Here is a 16,503-nt window from a genome sequence, read left to right as displayed (position 1 = left end):
CAACCTACGACCGGGTTCCGCCGCCGGTCGGGGGCCGAAGGTCATCTCCGGAAGGACTAAGGTCCTTTCGTCCCGGGCCCATGGCCCGCTTTGGACCTCCGCCCACGGGGGCATGTATTCCGGACGAACCTCGCAAAACGATCAGCCGTACCCCCGCCTGGAGGAGGACCCGTCCATGGAACGCATCGTCGTCGGATTCGACGGCTCGCCCGGCTCGGCCAGGGCGCTCGCCTGGGCATCCGACGAGGCCCGCCTGCACTCCGCCGAGCTGCGGCCCTGGACGATCCTGCCCGAGCGGCTCCCGGCGAAGGCCCGCGACGAGAAGACCGCCGACGCGCTGCGCCGGGCCGTCGACGACCTGACCGGCGGCCGGGCCGAGCTGCGCATCGGCCAGGGCGGGCCGGCGGCCGAGCTCACCGCCGCCTGCACCCCCGGCGACCTGCTGGTCGTCGGGACGCGGGGCCACACCCGGCTCGCCGCCCTGCTGCTCGGCTCGGTCAGCCGGGCCTGCCTCTACCAGGCGCCGTGTCCGGTGACGGTCGTCCCGGACGTGCCGCGCCTGTCCGAGTTCTACGGCCGGGTGGTGGTCGCGGTGGACGGGTCGGAGCACGCCCGCCACGCCCTGCGCGTCGCCGCCGAGGAGGCCGCGCTGCGCGAGGCCGAGCTGCACGCCGTGTACGCCGTCCACTGGGATCCCGTCGGGGTGGAGCTGATCAAGCCCGACATGGACGACCTGACGGCGTGGGGCGAGCGCACGCTCGCCAGCGAACTGGCCGAGACCGGCGTCCAGGCCACGCCCCTCGTCGTCCAGGGCCACCCCAGCGAGGTGCTGACGAGGCTCGGCGCCGAGGCGGACCTGCTCGTCCTGGGCTCCCGGGGCCGCAACCGGCTCGCGGGCCTGCTGATGGGGTCCACCGCCGAGTACTGCGCCCAGCACGCCCCCTGCCCGGTCATGGTCACCCGCCCCCGCTGATCTCCAGGCAGCACCGGACGAAAGCCTGGACGACCGGGTCGGCGTCCCTGCCGGGAGCCCAGGCGACGCCGACCCGGCTGGGGCTGACACCGGTCAAGGGCCGGTAGACGACGCCGGGCCGCGCGTAGAACCGGGCGCTGGACTCGGGGGCCAGGGCGACGCCGTAGCCGTTGGCGATCGCGCTGAGCCAGTCGTCGGGCTGGTCGGTCACGGCGCCGACCCGTACCGGATGGCCCTCGCGCTCGTCGGCGGCCAGCCAGAAGTCCCGCCACCGGCCCGTCTCGGCGGGGGCGGCCACGAACGGCTCGTCCCACAGCTCGCGGAAGGCGATCACGTCGCGCCCGGCCAGCGGGTGCGCGCTCGGCAGCGCGACCCAGCGGGGCTCGCTGAACAGTTCGCGCACCCGCAGGCCGTCCTGGCCGGGGAAGGGCAGCCGTACGAGGGCGACGTCGACGTCCCCGGAGGTGAGCCCGGCGGCCGGGTCCGACCAGGGCGCCTGTCTCAGGTCCGCCCGCCAGCCCGTCCTGGCGAACGCGGCGACGATGTCCGGGGTGGCCTCGTTGGCGGCGCTGGCCAGGTAGCCGACCCGCAGCACGCGGGCCGCCGCCGCGGCAGCGCTCCGGGCCTCCCGCGAGGCCAGGTCCCACGCCTCCAGCAGGGCGGGCACCCGGGCGGCCAGGGCGCGACCGGCCTCCGTGAGAGCCATGCCGGTCCGTGAGCGGGTGAACAGCCGCGCCCCCAGCAGGGTTTCGAGCTGCCTGATCTGCTTGGTCAGCGCCGGTTGCGAGACGAACAGCCGACCCGCGGCCCGGGTGAGGTTCCCCTCCTCCGCCACCGCCGCGAAAGAGCGCAGCAGCCGCGTGTCGACATCCATGCCGCCAGGTTATCGATGCAGGTATTGGACGCCTCGGCGGAGCCCGGACGAGGCTGGTGGCATGTTCACCGCATATGTGGCCGTCACGCTCCTGACGGCCGGGGTCAACGCCGCCGCGGCCTGGGCCGACTTCGCCCGGGCGGGGTTCGTCCTGGCCAACGCGGACGAACTCGGCATCCCGCGGTCGTTCCTGCCGCTGCTCGGCTGGCTCAAGGCGGCCGGGGCGGCCGGGCTGGCGCTCGGCCTGGCCGGCGTCCCGTACGTGGGCGTCGCCGCCGCGGCCGGTCTGACGCTGTTCTTCCTCGGGGCGATCGCCGTGCACGTGCGCGCCCGCGTCCTGCGCAAGATGGTCATCCCCGGCGCCTTCCTCGCCCTCGCGGTCGCCTCGCTCATCCTGACATATACGGCGTACGATGCCGCGTCATGATCCTTCGTTTAGCGGCGGCAACGGCCGCCGGCGTGGTCGCCCTCTCCGGCGCGGCGTGGGCCGCGCCCGTCAAGGGCGCCCCGGAACTGACCCACAACGACCTCTACAAGGCGGCCAAGCTGCCCAAGGTCTCCTGCGGCGCGGCCAAGGGCCGCACCGCGGCGTCGACCAAGAAATACATCACCCGCCTCGTCGGCTGTCTCAACAAGGCGTGGCAGCCCGCCATCGAGGACTTCCGGCCCGTCGAGGTGACGTTCAAGGAGAAGAGCGACCGCCGGGCCTGCGGCAGCGGCATGGACGTACGCGAATCCTTCGCCGAGATCTGCGGCACCGTCATCAGCGTGCGCCTGGCCGACGACTGGATCAAGGCCAAGAACGACGAGAAGATCCTCGCCTCGATCACCCGGACGTGGAGCGGCGTCGTCACCGGCCAGGCCGGCATCGGCCGGGCCTGGTGGGCGCTGCAGAGCGGCGGCTCCGAGAAGGTGATGAAGGAGCAGAACCGCCGCTACGCGCTGCAGGCGCAGTGCTTCCAGGCGGTGTCCGTGAAGAGCCTGGGCCGCACGGTCAAGAACTGGCCGGCCTTCTACGACGCGGGCCAGCCCAAGGTCTACGCCCAGTACTCCAAGAACGACGGCAAGACCGCCAACCGGGTCTACTGGGCCAAGCAGGGCCACAAGTCGGGCAAGCCGGGAGCCTGCAACACGTGGAGGGCTCCGTCCGCCAAGGTCGCGTGAGCTCCACCCGGGCGGTGCTGTCGGCGAACACCGCCCGGGTCCTCTTATACGGGGATATATCGTGCCGCGCATGACAGAGCGACGCGCGATCCTCAGCGGCTCGGCCTTCGAGGAGCAGATCGGGTACGCCCGGGCCGTGGTGGACGGCGACCGGGTGTATGTGTCCGGGACGACCGGCTTCGACTACACCACCATGACGATCTCCGATGACGTGGTCGAGCAGGCCGAGCAGTGCCTGCGCAACATCGGGGCGGCGCTGGCCGAGGCGGGGTGCGGGTTCGGCGACGTGGTGCGGGTGCGCTACCTGCTGCCCGACCGCGCCGACTTCGAGCCGTGCTGGCCGGTGCTGCGCCGCCGGTTCGGGGAGGTCCGCCCGGCGGCGACCATGATGGTGTGCGGGCTCGCCGACCCGCGCATGAAGATCGAGATCGAGGTGGACGCACGCCGTCCCGCGTGAGTCGCTATAAGGCCTTTGCCGGTCCGCGTCGCAGTACGGTGATCCGCGGCGGACGGGCGAGCGTGAGGGTCTGTGGGGCGTCGGTCGGACGCGATGGCGGCGGTGGTGATCGCCGGAGTGTTCTGGGTTCCGCCGATCGCCGAGGCCGGCACCTGGCGGGCGGTGGCCGGGCTCGGGCTGGTCGCGGTGGTGGTGGCGGCGATGCTGCTGCGGCGGCGGTTCCCCGCGTCCGCGGTGGCGGCGGCCGGTGCGGCGACGGTGGCGGCCACTCTGCTGGGGGTGTGCGACGATCCCATGCTGGCCACCGCCTGGTGCGTGTACCCGCTGGCGTTCGGGCGTGCGTCCCGGGCGGGCGGGCCCTTCCTGGTGCTCGCCGGCGTGGTGGCCGGGCAGGAGTTCCGCGCGGGTCAGCTCGGCGTCACCCTGCTGGCGATGCCGCGCCGGGGCCGGGTGCTGGCGGCCAAGCTGCTCGCCACGGGTCTGTTCGTGCTGGCGGTCGCGGTGGTCATGGCGGGCGTCAGCGTCGGGTTCATGTACGCGGCGGTCAAGGACTGGAACCCGGGGCTGCTCGTCACGGGCGAGACCTTTCTCGGCCACGCCCGGTTCCTCGCCTTCGCCGTCACGTACTCCCTGATCGGCCTGGCGGTCACGGTGGCGGCGCGGAGCAGCCTGGCCGGAGTGGTCTGCACGGTGGTGCTGTTCGCCGTCACGATGATCCAGGCGGCGCCCGATCTGGACGCGCTGCTGCCGCTGAGCGCGGCCCGGAACCTGCTGCTGGATCCCGGCGTGAACGACCTGTCGGCGGGCCGGGGCACGGGCTGCTCGTCCTCTGCGGCTGGGCCGCCGTGACCGCCGCGGTGGCCGGGGTGGCGCTGCGGGTGAGGGACGCGCGGTGACGGGGTTCCGCGATCTCCTGGCCGCCGAGCGCATCAAGATCACCAGCCTGCCCGGGAGCTGGATCGCCCTGGCTCTGGCGTGCGGCGGCAACCTGCTGCTCGGCGCGGTCGCCGCCGCGGACGCGGTGCGGATCGCCGGGCCCGTCGACCTGGCCGCTCTGCTGCTCGTGCCGGTGTACGAGTTCGCCGCGATCCCGGTCCTGGCCGCGGGCGGCGAGTACCGCGGCGGGCAGGTGCGCGTCAGCCTGCTGGCGGTTCCCCGCCGCGCCCGGCTGTTCGCGGCGAAGCTCACCGCGAGCACCGCCGCCGGGCTGGCCGCGTCGGTCCCCGCCGTCCTGCCGGGTCAGCTGCTGCGGGACGTCCGAGCCGCGGACCTCCTGGCCGTGCTGACCGTGTACATCTGGGCGGCGCTGTCGGTGACCGCCGCCTGGTGGGTCTTCGCCCGCCGGGACGGCTAGGCGGCGGGTCGGCGGGGCACGGTCCAGGGCATGGAAGTGCTGAGCAGCCGCGTGCTGGTGCGTCCCGGGGATCTGGAGCGCAGCCGCCGTTTCTACGCCGAGACGCTCGGGCTGGCGGTCTACCGCGAGTTCGGGCCGCCGGAGCATCCCGGCGTGGTGTTCTTCCTCGGTCAGGGGTTCCTGGAGGTGTCCGGGCGCGCCGACGGCCCCGCCGGGGAGCGGATGCAGCTGTGGCTGCAGGTCCGCGACGTGCGGCGGGAGGAGGAGCGGCTGCGCCGGGCGGGCGTCACCGTGCTGCGCGAGGCCCGGCAGGAGCCGTGGGGGCTGATCGAGCTGTGGATCGCCGACCCCGACGGGCACCGGATCGTGCTGGTGGAGGTGCCGCCCGAGCACCCGCTGCGGCGCGATCCCCGCTGAGACTGGGTCTCTCGGACGTGAGCGGTGCTCGTAGCATTGATACGTTCATCAGCCGCTGCTCTTCACCACCGAGGAACGATGCCCAGCATCAAAGATGTCGCCAGACTCGCCGGAGTCTCCGTCGGCACCGTGAGTAACGTGCTCAACCGGCCCGAGGTGGTGGCCCGCGAGACCCGCCGGCGGGTGGAGGCCGCGGTGGCCCAGCTCGGCTACGTCCGCAACGGCTCCGCCCGCCAGTTGCGCGCCGGGCGCAGCACGACCATCGCCGTGGTCGCGCTCGACCTGACCAACCCGTTCTTCATCGACGTGCTGCGCGGCGTCGAGGAGGCCGCCCAGGACGTCGACGTGAACGTCATGGTGGTCAACAGCAACAAGGACGCCGCCCGGGAGGCGCGGCTGCTGCGGATGTTCGAGGAGGAGCGCCCGCTGGGCGTGCTCATAACGCCGGTGAGCGCCTCGGGCCAGCGGGAGCGGCTCGGCGGGCTGATCTCCCGGGGCATCCCGGTGGTGCTGTTCGACAGCTCGACCCGCCACTCCTACGGCTGCGCCGTCTCGGTGGACGACGTGCTAGGCGGGCGGCTGGCCGGCCGTCACCTGCTGGAGCGGGGACACCGGCGGATCGCCTTCGCCGGCGGGCCGTTCGCCGTCCGCCAGGTGGAGGACCGCCACCGCGGCCTGGCCGCCGCGCTCGGCGACACCTCCGGCCTGACCGTGATCCCGCTGCCCGACCTCACCGTCGCCACCGGCCGCGCGGCGGGCAAGGAGCTCGCCGACCTGCCCCGTGAGGAGCGGCCCACCGCCGTGTTCTGCGCGAACGACCTGGTGGCGATGGGGGTGCTGCAGGAGCTCACCCAGCGCGGCCTGCGGGTCCCCGCCGACGTGGCGATCCTCGGGTACGACGACATCGACTTCGCCGCGGCCGCCGCCGTGCCGCTGTCGTCGATCCGGCAGCCGCGCGCGCAGCTCGGCCGTACCGCGGCGCTGATGCTCCTGGAGGAGGCCAACAACCCGCACGGTCACGAGCACCGGCACGTGGTCTTCCAGCCGGACCTGGTGGAACGCGTCTCCACCGCGTCCTGACGGTCCCGCCGTCAGAAGGCGTAGGGGCCGAAGCGGCCCCAGGCCACGACCGCGGCCAGGACGAGCAGCACCGCGTTGACCGCGATGGCCGGCAGCTCCCCGCGCCGGGCGTGCGTGACCGCGGCGCCGAGCATGACGAGGACCAGGCCGCCCGCCGCCAGCGGGGTCAGGATCGGCAGGACGCCGGTCGTCGCCGGGAGGAGCAGCCCGAGCGCGGCCGCCACCTCCAGGCCGCCGATGGCCTTGACCGCGCCGGCCGGGAAGTCACCGGCCCAGGCCAGCCCCGAGGCCGCGAGCCGTTCCCTGGGCTGGGCCAGCTTCATCAGCCCGGCCAGCGCGAACACGGCCGCCAGCAGTCCCGCGACGATCCACAGTGCGAAATCCATACCGTCCCGTCCTCCGAAGGTCCAACAGGACTGTAAGGGGTCCCCGCTCCGGCCGTGTTACCGGCGGGCGGCTGCCGCGGCCCAGTCGAGCAGGGCCCCGGCCGTCTGGAAGCGGCGGGTGGAGCTGGTCTCACCGAGCAGGACGCCGACCAGCGTGCTGTCGCCGCGCTCGGCGGCGAAGGCGAGCGTGAAACCGGCCGCGCGGGTGTAGCCGGTCTTGACGCCGAGCGCGCCGTACGAGCCGAGCAGGCGGTTGGTGTTGCGCCAGGAGTACGAACGGTGCTCGGAGGTGGCGGGGACCGTGTGGTAGCGGGTGGAGGTGACCTTCTTCAGCGTCGGGTCGGCGAGCACCGCCTGGGCCAGGCGCACCTGGTCGCGGGCCGTGGAGTGGCCGCCGCCGCCGTAGGGCATGCCGTCGGCGTTCACGTACAGCGTGTCGTTCATGCCGAGCTGCCGGGCGGTGGCGTTCATCTTGTCCACGAACGCCTCGACGCCCGGCCCGAACGCGCGGGCGAGCGTGTGGGCGGCGTCGGCGCCGGAGGGCAGCATGAGCGCGTACAGCAGGTCCTCGACGGTCAGCGTGTCGCCGGCGCGCAGGTAGGCGACGGCGGCGCCGCCCCGGGAGGCGTAGCTGACGTCGGCGCTGGTGACGGTGACCTTGTCGGCGGGGTCGGCCTCCTGGAGGACCACGTACGCGGTCATCATCTTGGTGAGGCTGGCCACCGGCCTGCGCAGGTCGGCGTCCTTGCTGAGGTGGACCTGGCCGGTGGTGGCGTCGACCAGGTGGGCGGCCTTGGCCAGGACTTGGGGCGCGTCGGCGGCGTGGGCGGGGGCGGCCTGGACGACGCCGGCCGGAGGGGCGGCGTGGGCGGCGGTGGCTCCGGCGGTCGCTACGCCGCCGGCGAGGGCGAGGGCGAGCAGGGCACCGCGCAGCCGGTGGGTGACATGCATGTGGGGTTTGCTCCTTGCTTCCATGCCGCCTACCGGGTTAGCTGACGGGTTCGGGCGTGGAAGTGCCCTACGGCGTGCGCCGATTCACCCCAAGGGGTTGGGTCCCCGGCTCCGCGAACGGATTCGGCGGCCGTGCGCCTCCCCGGGGGCGGGGAACGCACGGTCTGGGCAAATGGAGCTTCAAGCTAATGCAATCCGACAAAAGCCGCAAATAGCCACAAACAGGCGACACACCCTTAAGTTGACTCACCTCGTGACGGCCTTGATATTGACGTAACACCAGGCGCACACCTCCCTACCGGCTCACGAAGGGAGTTTCGTCGTGCCAGCGTGATCTTCGTTCCGGCTGGGACTCCCAAGCGCCTCCGCTTTAATCACTCGTGAGCGGGCCATTCCTCGGCCAGGAGCGCGAATGAGAGACCGTCGAGCCATCCCTTGGTGCGGTGGAGTGAGTCTTTCACCGCGTGCTGTTCGCGGCGCATCCCGCCGCCACCAACATCTAGCGGACGCGCAGGCCCGTGATGAGGAGCCCGGCCATGCGGCGCGCGTCGTAGGCGGGGTCGTCGGCGCCGATGCAGAGGTTGCCGATGCCCCGCATGAGCTCCAGCGCCTCCTGTCCGGGCCGGATCTCGCCGGCGGTGGCCGCGGCGTCGAGCAGGTGGGCGCAGACGGGGACGAGCCGGTCGAGGAAGTAGGCGTGCAGCGCCTGGAACCCGGCGTCGTCGGAGTGCAGGACGGCGGCGAGCCCGTGCTTGGTGACCAGGAAGTCCACGAAGAGGCCGACCCAGCGCTCCAGCGCGGCGTACGGGGTGGGGCCTTCGGCGAGCAGGGCGGGGCCGGCCTCGGCGCAGGCCTCCACCTGGTGCCGGTAGACGGCGATGATGAGGTCCGCCCGCGTCGGGAAGTGGCGGTAGATGGTGGCGGTGCCGACGCCGGCTTTGGCCGCGATGTCGCGGATGGGCGCGTCGACGCCTGAGGTGACGAAGATCGCGGCGGCCGCGTCGAGCAGGTTCTTCTCGTTGCGCCGGGCGTCCGCCCGCTTGGGCCGGGCCCGGCTCCGGTTGTCGCTCATCGCGTCCCTCCGACGGCATTGCCAAACGGGACACTGTCCCGTATCGTCAAACGGGACATCGTCCCGCTTCATCATCTCAGAGCGGCGACCTATCGGCCACCTTTTAGAAGGGCCCACCCATGATCACAACAGCCGTCCCGGTCGTCTCGGCAAAGCCGGTGGTGCTGCCCGCCCCCGGCCGCGGCGAGGACCTGCTTGTACGGGTCTCGGCCCCCGCCGACGGGCATCGGTTACCGATCATCGTCTTCTCGCACGGTTTCGGCTGGTCGATGGCGGGCTACGACCCGCTGGTCGACTTCTGGACCGCTCACGGCTTCGCGGTGATCCAGCCCACCCACCTCGATTCCCGAACGCTGAACCTCCCGCCCGACGACCCCCGTACACCTCTCATCTGGCGGCACCGGGTCGAGGACCTGAAGCGCGTCCTCGACCACCTCGACCTCGCCGAGGCCGCCGTCCCCGGCCTGGCCGGGCGGCTCGACCGCGGCCGGATCGCGGCGGCCGGGCATTCCTGGGGCGCCCAGACCGTCAGCATGCTGCTCGGCGCCCGCGTCCTCGGCCCCGACGGCCGCCCGGGTGAGGACCTGTCCGACCCGCGGGTCAAAGCGGGCGTGCTGCTCACCGTGCCCGGCCGGGGCGGCGCCGACCTGAGCCCGTTCGCGGCCGAGCAGATGCCCTTCATGAACCCGGACTTCACCGGCATGACCACCCCGGCCCTCGTGGTCGCGGGTGACAAGGACCAGTCACCGCTGACCGTCCGGGGGCCGGACTGGTTCACCGACGCGTACACCCTGAGCCCCGGCCCCAAGAGCCTGCTCACCCTGTTCGGGGCCGAGCACACGCTCGGCGGGATCGCGGGCTACCAGGTCGCCGAGACGACGGACGAGCACCCCGGCCGCGTCGACCTGCTCCGGCGGGTCACCACCACCTACCTCCGCAGCGTCCTCGACGGCGCGGACTGGCCGCCGAGCCCGGACCCGCTGGGCGCGGTCGAGTCCAGATAGAGCTTCATCGCCTCCTTGACGGCGGCGAGCAGGCTCGCGGCCCGGGTGTCCGGCACCCCCTCCAGCAGGCGGTTCATCACGTAACCGAACGCCAGCCCGCTCCCCGGATCGGCGAACCCGAGCGAGCCGCCCATCCCGCCGAACCCGAAGGCGGCCGGCGAGTACCAGTACGCGTCAGGCATGGGAAGCCCGAACCCGGTGCCGATGCGCACGGGCACCCGCAGGATCCGGTCGACGCCCGCGACCTGCTCCGCCGTCGCCGCGGCGAGACTTGCAGGGCTGAGGATGCGGTGCCCGTCGACCTCGCCGATGAGGGCGGCGTAGAACCGGCACCACGGGGTCCCAGGCGATCGCCTCGTCCCGGCTGATCGGCCGGTCGACGGCGGGCAGCCCGGCCTGGTGGGTGAGCAGCCACCGGACCGGGATGCGCTCCTTGCCCGCGGCGGCGAACTCCGGCCAGTAGCGGGCCACGGGCGCGTCGAGGTCGAGTTCGCCGCGCTGGGCGAGCAGGAGCGCGCAGGTCGCAGTGATCGCCTTGGTGGTGGAGTAGACGACCTGCAAGGTGTCGCGTTCCCAGGGGCGGCCGGCGTCGGGGTCGGCCATCCCACCCCACAGGTCCACGACCTGGCGTCCGTGCCAGTACACGCTGACCGCGGCTCCGGTTTCCTGCCCGGAGGCGAGGTTGGCGGCGAACGCCGCGCGTACCGTCTCGAACCCGGGTGCGGTGTGCCCGCGGACTTCCGCGCTGATCTCGGGCATGCGTCATCGCCTTCCGTATGTGATGCCGTCCGCGGGAAGGGGTCAGCGGCGGAACTTCTCGACGAGCCAGGCGCACAGCTCGGGCTCGCTCATCTCGGGGAACTCCGCCGCGAACGTGGCCAGCGCGCGCAGTGCCTCGTCGCGGTCCAGGCCGCGGGCGAGCGCCGCCTTGAGGTATTCCTGGCGCGCGGCGGTGGGACGCCCCCCGCCTGCCCCGCGCCCCGGCAGCCCTGCACGCCACCGGCGGATCTCCGCGAGCCGGTCGGCTCGCCAGCCGGGCGCCCCGTCGACCTCGACGTCCGGCTTGGGGAACGCGTGCTCGGAGCCTTCCGGGTAGCGCGTGCGCCATTTGTGCACCGCGTGCCGGGTCACTCCCAGGGCCTCGGCGACGCCGAGGATGCCGAGGTAGCGCTCGGTCATGGGCGCACCAGCTCGTCCTTCCGGCCTCCTTCGCGGATCTCCAGTAATACCACGTACGGCGCCTCACCCTCCGAGGCCGCCGGAAACATTGTCTCTCAAAGAGACGACGTTGGCAATCAGTCGCGGGCCCGCAGGAGCAGCCATCCGCCCAGCAGCGCCGCCGCGGCCCAGGCCGCGAGCACCCCCAGCCCCGCCCAGGGCCCGATCGGCAGGCTCGCCACGTTCACGGTCGTCTGTACGGCCAGACCGGCGTTCATCGGAGCCAGACTCCACAGGAACCGATGCCAGCCCGGATCCGTCACCAAAGACGCCAGCAGCGGAAACAGATAGAGCAGCCCGAGCACCACAGCGATCGACACCCCGGAATCCCGTACCGCCATCGCGATCCCCACCGCGAGCAGCGCCACCAGCACGAGGTAGAGCACCGACCCGGCGGCGGCGCGCACCGTCGGCCCGTCCACCGGCGACGGCACCGGATAGCCGGTCCCCGGCAGGATCAGCCGCGCCGCCAGCGCCGACCCGAGCACGCCCACAACCGCCGCGACCGCGGAGAGCCCCGCCACCACCGCCGCCTTCGCCGCCAGCATCCGCCCCCGCCGCGGAATCGCCGTCAGCGTCGTGGCGATCATGCCGCTGCCGTACTCGCCCCCGACGGCCAGCACCGCCAGCAGCGCCACGCACGCCTGACTCACCTGCAGACCACCGAACGCGAGCCGCACGGAATCCCGCGTACACCTCCCCCACGGGCAGGTCAGCGTCGCGGCCAGGACCGCCCCCACGGCCACGGTCAGCACGACGGCGAGCAGCAGCAGCCAGCCCGTCCCCCGCAGCGTGCGCAGCTTCGTCCACTCGGCCCGCAGCGCCCGGCTCACACGTCCCCCCGGTTCAGCCGCACCGCCGCCAGCCCCAGTGCCAGCGCGGCATAGCCGCCCAGCACCGCCAGCCCCGCCCACGGCGGCAGCGGATAGTAACCGGCCTGCGGCACATAGAGGTCCAGCACCTGCGGATACTCCGGGATGCTCTGCTGCACGGCGAACCCGGCCGCGGGCGTGACCCGCAGCAGCCACAGCGACAGCCCGACCGGCAGCACGGACACCACGGCCAGCACATGCGGCAGCAGAATCAGCGCCAGCGCGGTCACCACCGCCGCCGCACTCCGCCGGAACAGCACCCCCAACGCCAGCGCCAGCACAGCGGCCAGAGCCAGCAAAGCCGCCACCCCCGCGATCACCCGCAGCTCGGTCAGCGCGGGCACCGGCAGCACATAGTTCCCGTCGCCCCGCAACAGCCGCTTGCCCACCGGCACCGTGACCGCGCACGCGGCCAGCCCGGCGGCGAACACCACCGCACCGATCACCACCGCCTTGGCCGCCAGCACCCGCCCCCGCCGCGGCGTGGCCGCAAGAGTGGTACGGACGAGCCCGCGCCGATACTCGGCCGTCACGTACAGAACCGCCACGACCACCACCGCCACCAGCGCGAACAGCACCCCGGTCAGCGTCAGCTCCACCGGCATCCCGCTGTCGGTCCCGGCCGGCGCGATGTCGCCGCTCCCGGTCACCGTGAAGCCGTCCCCCGACTTTTCGGCGTGACCAGGGTGGTGGATCTCGCCGGGCGCGATCCCGGGAGTGGCCCCCACGTCGGTGTGCCGCCACTCGCCCGACGCCGCCCCCTCGACCTCCACCTGCTCGAACCGTGCGGTGGTCTCGGTGAAGCGGGCCTGCTCGATGATCCCGCCGAGGTCGGACTGCTTCACGGTCAGGTCCCCCGGCGAGGCGGCAAACAGGCCGATCTCCACCCGCTCCGGCAACCCCGGCAGGCGGGCGGTGCCGACCTCGGCCCACTCCTGCCCGTCGGCCGACTCGTACCCGGTCAGGAGCGGCCCGGCGCGGACCAGCCGCAGCCAGCGCGGCGCCCCGCCCGGCCGCCCGGCCACGTCCCCGGTGTAGTCGTGCTGCATCCGCACGCCGTGCTCCCCGGTGACCATGACCGCCGCATAGGACGAGCCCGGCTCGGTGCCGTCCTTGACTATCACTCCGGCCTTCGCCCACGGCACCAATCCGGGCACGATCCGGTCGTGGTCGGGCGGCGGGTAGGTGATGATGCCCGACATCGACGCCAGCCGCACGGTGATGGAGCCGTCGCCGTCCAGCGTGCGGTGGACGAAGAAGAACTCGTCGCGCACCGCCCGGCCGTCCGGGCCCAGCGGCGGCTCGGGGCAGGCGACCTCCACCCCGGCCTTGTCACAGGAGGCGGAGCTGGCCGACGCGCCGATCACGCCCAGCAGCGGGACGAGCAGCGCCGCGGCCAGCGTGCCGAGCACCCAGCCGCGGACCGTGCGGAACTTCGTCCACTCCGCGCGCAGCGCCCGCGCGAACCCGGCGCTCATCCGGCCGCCTCGAACTCGAGCGCGTCCCTGGTCAGCTCCATGTACGCCTCCTCCAGCGTCGCCCGGTGGGCCGTCACCTCGGAGAACGGCACCCCGCCGCCGTTCAGCAGCTCCACCACCCGCCCGGCGACGAGCCCGGAGGCCGTGACGGTATCGGCGCCCGTGACGGCCACGACGGCGCCCGCCCCGACCAGCACCTCCATCGCCTGGGCGCGAGCCGTGGTGCGGACGGTGACCCGGCCGCGCGAGGCGGTCTCGATCAGCTCCGCCACCCCCAGGTCGGCCAGGACCCGGCCTCTGCCGACCACGACGAGCTGCCCGGCGGTGTCCTCCAGCTCGCTCATCAGATGGCTGGACACCAGCACCGCCCGGCCCTCGGCGGCCAGCGACCGCAGCAGGCCGCGGATCCACCGGATGCCGTCGGGGTCGAGGCCGTTGAACGGCTCGTCCAGCATGAGCACCGGCGGGTCGCCGAGCAGCGCGGCGGCGATCCCGAGCCGCTGGCGCATGCCCAGCGAGTACCCGCCCGCCCGCCGCCGCGCCACCGCGTCCAGCCCCACCTGGCCGATCACCTCGTCCACCCGCCTCTTGCCCAACCCTTGCGAGTGGGCCAGCCACAGCAGGTGGTCCCGTCCCGTACGGCTCGGCTGCAGCGCGCCCGCGTCCAGCAGCGCGCCAACGTGCGTGAGCGGCGCCTCCAGGCTCCGGTACGGTCTCCCCCCGACCAGCGCCTCCCCTTCGTCGGGGACGTCCAGGCCGAGGACGACCCGCATCGTGGTCGACTTGCCCGCGCCGTTCGGCCCCACGAAGCCGGTGACCCGCCCCGGCCGCACCGCGAACGTCATCCCGTCCAGCGCCACGTTCCGGCCGAACCGCTTGCGCAGCCCGGTCACCTCGATCGTCGCTTTCATGCCGCGCAGCCTAGGCAGCGCCGGTGTCCCCGGTCGTCACGCCGCCGAGCGATCCTGCGCCTCCCCACCGCCAGCGACCGGTCCTCGCTCGTACGAGGGATGTCAGGATCTGGGTGAGCTATTCGGCGCAGCCCAGGCACCGCTCTCTCCGGTCGTCATGCCGCCCGTTCTCGCTCGTACGGGACACCCCACGCAGTCCAGACAGCACCGCCCTCTCCGGTCGTCACGCCGCCAGCGGCCCGTTCTCGCTCGTACGAGGGATGTCAAGGTCTGGGTGAGCCGGGAGAATGGCCGTCGTGGGTGCAGGAGCGTACGTGCGGTGGGTCGCCGGGCACGGGCCGGTGGCGGCGGGGGCCGCGGCGGCGGTGTTGGCGGTCGGCGAGACCGCCGTGCGGGCGGCCGGGACGCCGCCTCTCACCCTGGCGGTGCTGTTCCTGGTGGGGCTGGCCACGACGGTGCCCCTGGCGCTGCTGCCCGGGCAGCCGGCGGTGGCCGCCGTGATCGTCACCGGGTCGGTGCTGCTGTCGCTGACGGCGTTCCAGACGCTGACCCTGGCGGGGGCGGCGGCGCAGCTCTTCTGCGGGTACCGGCTCGGACGGCACGGGTCGTGGCGGCTGGCGGTGCTGCTCGCGGTCCCGTTCCCGCTGGTGGCGGTCTTCCCGGTCACGGTCGGCGAGCAGGTCCCGGCGCACGCACAAGCGACCTCGCGGGAAGGCCCGCCGGAGCCTGGGCTGCCCGTCCCGGCGCACGCGCGAGCGACCCCGCAGCAAGACCCGCCGGAGCCTGGGCTGCCCGTCCCGGCGCACGCACGGGCGACCTCGCGAGAAGGCCTGCCGGAGCCGGGGCTTCCCGCGCTGGTGCTGGGCACGCTGGCCCCCGCGGCGGCGCTGGCCGGGACGGCGCGGCGGGCGCACGCGGACGCCGCCGTCGGCACCGCCGAACGCCAGGAGATCGCCGGCACCCTGCTGGAGCACACCGCCCGGGGCGAGCGCGCCCGCATCGCCCGTGAGCTGCACGACGTGGTCGCCCACCACATCTCGATGGTCGCGGTGCAGGCCGAGTCGGCCCGGCTGGCCGTGCCCGGGATGCCCGCCGCGGGCGCGGAGCGGCTGGCCGCCATCGGCGACACGGCCCGCGCCGCGCTGACGGAGATGCGGCGCCTGCTCGGGGTGCTGCGCGAGGACGACGAGGCGGAGCGCCGCCCCCAGCCGGGGCTGACTATGGAAGAGCTGATCGGGCTGGCCGACGAGGCGCGGGAGGCGTCCGGGGCCGCGGTCCGGCTGGTGCTCAGCGGCCGGCCCGTCCCGCTGGACCCGGGCGTCGAGCTGGCCGCCTACCGGATCGTCCAGGAGGCGCTGACCAACGCCCGCCGTCACGCCCCCGGCGCGGCGGTCGACGTGGAGCTGCACTACTCCGGTGACGGGCTGCGGCTGCTCGTCCGCGACAACGGCGGCGCGCCGCCCGCCGCGCCGGACGGCGGGTTCGGGCTGGCCGGGATGCGGGAGCGCGCCGCCGCCGCCGGGGGTGAGCTGCGGGCCGGGCCCGTGGCGGGCGGCGGCTTCCTGGTGGAGGCCCGGCTGCCCGGGGAGGCGGCAACGTGATCCGGGTCGTGATCGCCGACGATCATCTGGTGGTGCGTACCGGGTTCGGGGAGCTGCTGGACACGCAGCCGGACTTCGAGGTGGTCGGCACCGCCGCCGACGGCGCGGAGGCGGTGCGGGTCTGCGGCGAGGTGTCGCCGGACGTGGTGCTGATGGACGTGCGCATGCCGCGGATGGACGGCATCGAGGCCACCCGGCGATTGGCCGGGGCCGGGCCGAGGGTGCTCATCCTGACGACTTTCGACCTGGACGAGTACGTGTACGACGCGCTGCGGGCCGGGGCCAGCGGGTTCCTGCTCAAGGACGTCACCGCCGAGCGGCTCTTCGACGCGGTGCGGGTGGTCGCCGCCGGTGAGGCGCTGCTGGCCCCGGCGGTCACCAGGCGGCTGATCAGCGAGTTCGCCCGGTTACGGCCAGCCGCCGAGCCGGCCTCGATCGCCGCGCTGACGCCCCGCGAGACCCAGGTGCTGCGCCTGATCGCCGAAGGGCTGTCGAACCCGGAGATCGCCGCCCGGCTCACGGTCACCGAGGAGACGGTGAAGACGCACGTCAGCCGGGTGCTGGCCAAGCTCGGCCTGCGCGACCGGACCCAGGCGGTGGTGGCCGCGTACGAGTCGGGCCTGGTGGTGCCGCGCACCCGCCGGTGAACGCGCCGATCGGCGCGCGATCCGGGCGCGATGCCCGACAGCTG

At 73.6% G+C, this 16,503-nt stretch carries 20 protein-coding genes, 1 pseudogene and 1 riboswitch; of the genes and pseudogenes, 11 read left to right on the top strand and 10 right to left on the bottom strand.

Annotation, left to right across the window (positions count from 1 at the left end; all coding sequences use genetic code 11):
• Positions 1–175 precede the first annotated feature (175 nt).
• Positions 176–973 carry a universal stress protein gene (locus tag AB0J42_RS32235; RefSeq protein WP_364301173.1) on the top strand — a complete coding sequence of 266 codons (798 nt, stop codon included), beginning with the start codon at positions 176–178 and terminating at the stop codon, positions 971–973.
• Here AB0J42_RS32235 and AB0J42_RS32230 read toward each other — a convergent pair.
• Positions 957–1,847 carry a LysR family transcriptional regulator gene (locus AB0J42_RS32230; protein WP_364301170.1) on the bottom strand — a complete coding sequence of 297 codons (891 nt, stop codon included), beginning with the start codon at positions 1,845–1,847 and terminating at the stop codon, positions 957–959. The two genes, AB0J42_RS32235 and AB0J42_RS32230, sit on opposite strands and share 17 nt — an antisense overlap.
• 61 nt (positions 1,848–1,908) lie before the next feature.
• Here AB0J42_RS32230 and AB0J42_RS32225 point away from each other — a divergent pair, with 61 nt between their 5' ends.
• The 7 genes from AB0J42_RS32225 (at position 1,909) to AB0J42_RS32195 (ending at position 6,319) form a co-directional block, all read left to right on the top strand.
• Positions 1,909–2,274: a DoxX family protein gene (locus AB0J42_RS32225; RefSeq protein WP_364301168.1), complete on the top strand. Its 366-nt coding sequence runs from the start codon at positions 1,909–1,911 to the stop codon at positions 2,272–2,274.
• On the top strand, positions 2,271–3,011 hold the full coding sequence (locus AB0J42_RS32220; RefSeq protein WP_364301166.1) for a hypothetical protein: 741 nt from the start codon (positions 2,271–2,273) through the stop codon (positions 3,009–3,011). The genes AB0J42_RS32225 and AB0J42_RS32220 overlap by 4 nt, the downstream gene beginning before the upstream one ends.
• 70 nt (positions 3,012–3,081) lie before the next feature.
• A complete protein-coding gene (locus tag AB0J42_RS32215; protein ID WP_364301164.1) occupies positions 3,082–3,468 on the top strand; it encodes a RidA family protein in 387 nt (128 codons plus the stop codon).
• Between the two features lie 72 nt (positions 3,469–3,540).
• Positions 3,541–4,317 carry a hypothetical protein gene (locus AB0J42_RS32210; RefSeq protein ID WP_364301161.1) on the top strand — a complete coding sequence of 259 codons (777 nt, stop codon included), beginning with the start codon at positions 3,541–3,543 and terminating at the stop codon, positions 4,315–4,317.
• A 43-nt stretch (positions 4,318–4,360) separates the two neighbouring features.
• Positions 4,361–4,822 (top strand): hypothetical protein, encoded by a 462-nt coding sequence (locus AB0J42_RS32205; protein WP_364301159.1) that lies wholly within the window; start codon positions 4,361–4,363, stop codon positions 4,820–4,822.
• Between the two features lie 30 nt (positions 4,823–4,852).
• Positions 4,853–5,239, top strand: a complete 387-nt coding sequence (locus AB0J42_RS32200) for a VOC family protein (RefSeq protein WP_364301157.1) — start codon at positions 4,853–4,855, stop codon at positions 5,237–5,239.
• A gap of 78 nt (positions 5,240–5,317) precedes the next feature.
• Complete coding sequence (locus tag AB0J42_RS32195; protein WP_364301154.1) at positions 5,318–6,319, top strand: LacI family DNA-binding transcriptional regulator; 1,002 nt, start codon at positions 5,318–5,320, stop codon at positions 6,317–6,319.
• Between the two features lie 11 nt (positions 6,320–6,330).
• Here AB0J42_RS32195 and AB0J42_RS32190 read toward each other — a convergent pair whose 3' ends face one another.
• The 3 genes from AB0J42_RS32190 to AB0J42_RS32180 form a co-directional block, all read right to left on the bottom strand.
• Positions 6,331–6,705, bottom strand: coding sequence for a DoxX family protein (locus AB0J42_RS32190; protein WP_364301152.1), 375 nt, complete (start codon positions 6,703–6,705; stop codon positions 6,331–6,333).
• 57 nt (positions 6,706–6,762) lie between these two features.
• Positions 6,763–7,656 carry a D-alanyl-D-alanine carboxypeptidase family protein gene (locus tag AB0J42_RS32185; protein WP_364301150.1) on the bottom strand — a complete coding sequence of 298 codons (894 nt, stop codon included), beginning with the start codon at positions 7,654–7,656 and terminating at the stop codon, positions 6,763–6,765.
• Between the two features lie 11 nt (positions 7,657–7,667).
• Positions 7,668–7,795: riboswitch (cyclic di-AMP (ydaO/yuaA leader) on the bottom strand.
• 360 nt (positions 7,796–8,155) lie between these two features.
• A complete protein-coding gene (locus AB0J42_RS32180) occupies positions 8,156–8,728 on the bottom strand; it encodes a helix-turn-helix domain-containing protein (protein WP_364301148.1) in 573 nt (190 codons plus the stop codon).
• A 119-nt stretch (positions 8,729–8,847) separates the two neighbouring features.
• On the opposite strand from AB0J42_RS32180, the gene AB0J42_RS32175 reads away from it, so the two are divergent.
• Positions 8,848–9,732 carry a chlorophyllase gene (locus tag AB0J42_RS32175; RefSeq protein ID WP_364301146.1) on the top strand — a complete coding sequence of 295 codons (885 nt, stop codon included), beginning with the start codon at positions 8,848–8,850 and terminating at the stop codon, positions 9,730–9,732.
• Here AB0J42_RS32175 and AB0J42_RS32170 read toward each other — a convergent pair.
• From AB0J42_RS32170 to AB0J42_RS32145, 6 genes and pseudogenes are all read right to left on the bottom strand, one after another.
• On the bottom strand, positions 9,657–10,340 hold the full coding sequence (locus AB0J42_RS32170) for a serine hydrolase (RefSeq protein WP_364301216.1): 684 nt from the start codon (positions 10,338–10,340) through the stop codon (positions 9,657–9,659). The genes AB0J42_RS32175 and AB0J42_RS32170 overlap by 76 nt on opposite strands.
• A pseudogene (locus AB0J42_RS32165) lies at positions 10,245–10,491 on the bottom strand (serine hydrolase domain-containing protein); the annotation flags it as partial. The pseudogene AB0J42_RS32165 and the gene AB0J42_RS32170, both read right to left, overlap by 96 nt.
• A gap of 42 nt (positions 10,492–10,533) precedes the next feature.
• Positions 10,534–10,911 (bottom strand): hypothetical protein, encoded by a 378-nt coding sequence (locus tag AB0J42_RS32160; protein ID WP_364301144.1) that lies wholly within the window; start codon positions 10,909–10,911, stop codon positions 10,534–10,536.
• A 116-nt stretch (positions 10,912–11,027) separates the two neighbouring features.
• Positions 11,028–11,783 (bottom strand): ABC transporter permease, encoded by a 756-nt coding sequence (locus tag AB0J42_RS32155; RefSeq protein WP_364301142.1) that lies wholly within the window; start codon positions 11,781–11,783, stop codon positions 11,028–11,030.
• Positions 11,780–13,300 carry an ABC transporter permease subunit gene (locus AB0J42_RS32150; protein ID WP_364301140.1) on the bottom strand — a complete coding sequence of 507 codons (1,521 nt, stop codon included), beginning with the start codon at positions 13,298–13,300 and terminating at the stop codon, positions 11,780–11,782. Before AB0J42_RS32150 ends, AB0J42_RS32155 begins: the two co-directional genes overlap by 4 nt.
• Positions 13,297–14,211: an ATP-binding cassette domain-containing protein gene (locus AB0J42_RS32145; protein WP_364301138.1), complete on the bottom strand. Its 915-nt coding sequence runs from the start codon at positions 14,209–14,211 to the stop codon at positions 13,297–13,299. The genes AB0J42_RS32150 and AB0J42_RS32145 overlap by 4 nt, the downstream gene beginning before the upstream one ends.
• Positions 14,212–14,507: 296 nt before the next feature.
• Between AB0J42_RS32145 and AB0J42_RS32140 the strand changes: the two genes are divergently transcribed.
• Positions 14,508–15,812 carry a sensor histidine kinase gene (locus AB0J42_RS32140; protein WP_364301136.1) on the top strand — a complete coding sequence of 435 codons (1,305 nt, stop codon included), beginning with the start codon at positions 14,508–14,510 and terminating at the stop codon, positions 15,810–15,812.
• Positions 15,809–16,459, top strand: a complete 651-nt coding sequence (locus AB0J42_RS32135; protein WP_364301133.1) for a response regulator transcription factor — start codon at positions 15,809–15,811, stop codon at positions 16,457–16,459. Before AB0J42_RS32140 ends, AB0J42_RS32135 begins: the two co-directional genes overlap by 4 nt.
• The last annotated feature ends 44 nt before the right edge of the window (positions 16,460–16,503 follow it).

The sequence above is a fragment of the Nonomuraea sp. NPDC049649 genome (genome assembly GCF_040675175.1).
Lineage (GTDB): Bacteria > Actinomycetota > Actinomycetes > Streptosporangiales > Streptosporangiaceae > Nonomuraea.
Note: the sequence above shows the minus strand (reverse complement) of the source record. Positions and strands in the feature narration are given on the sequence as shown.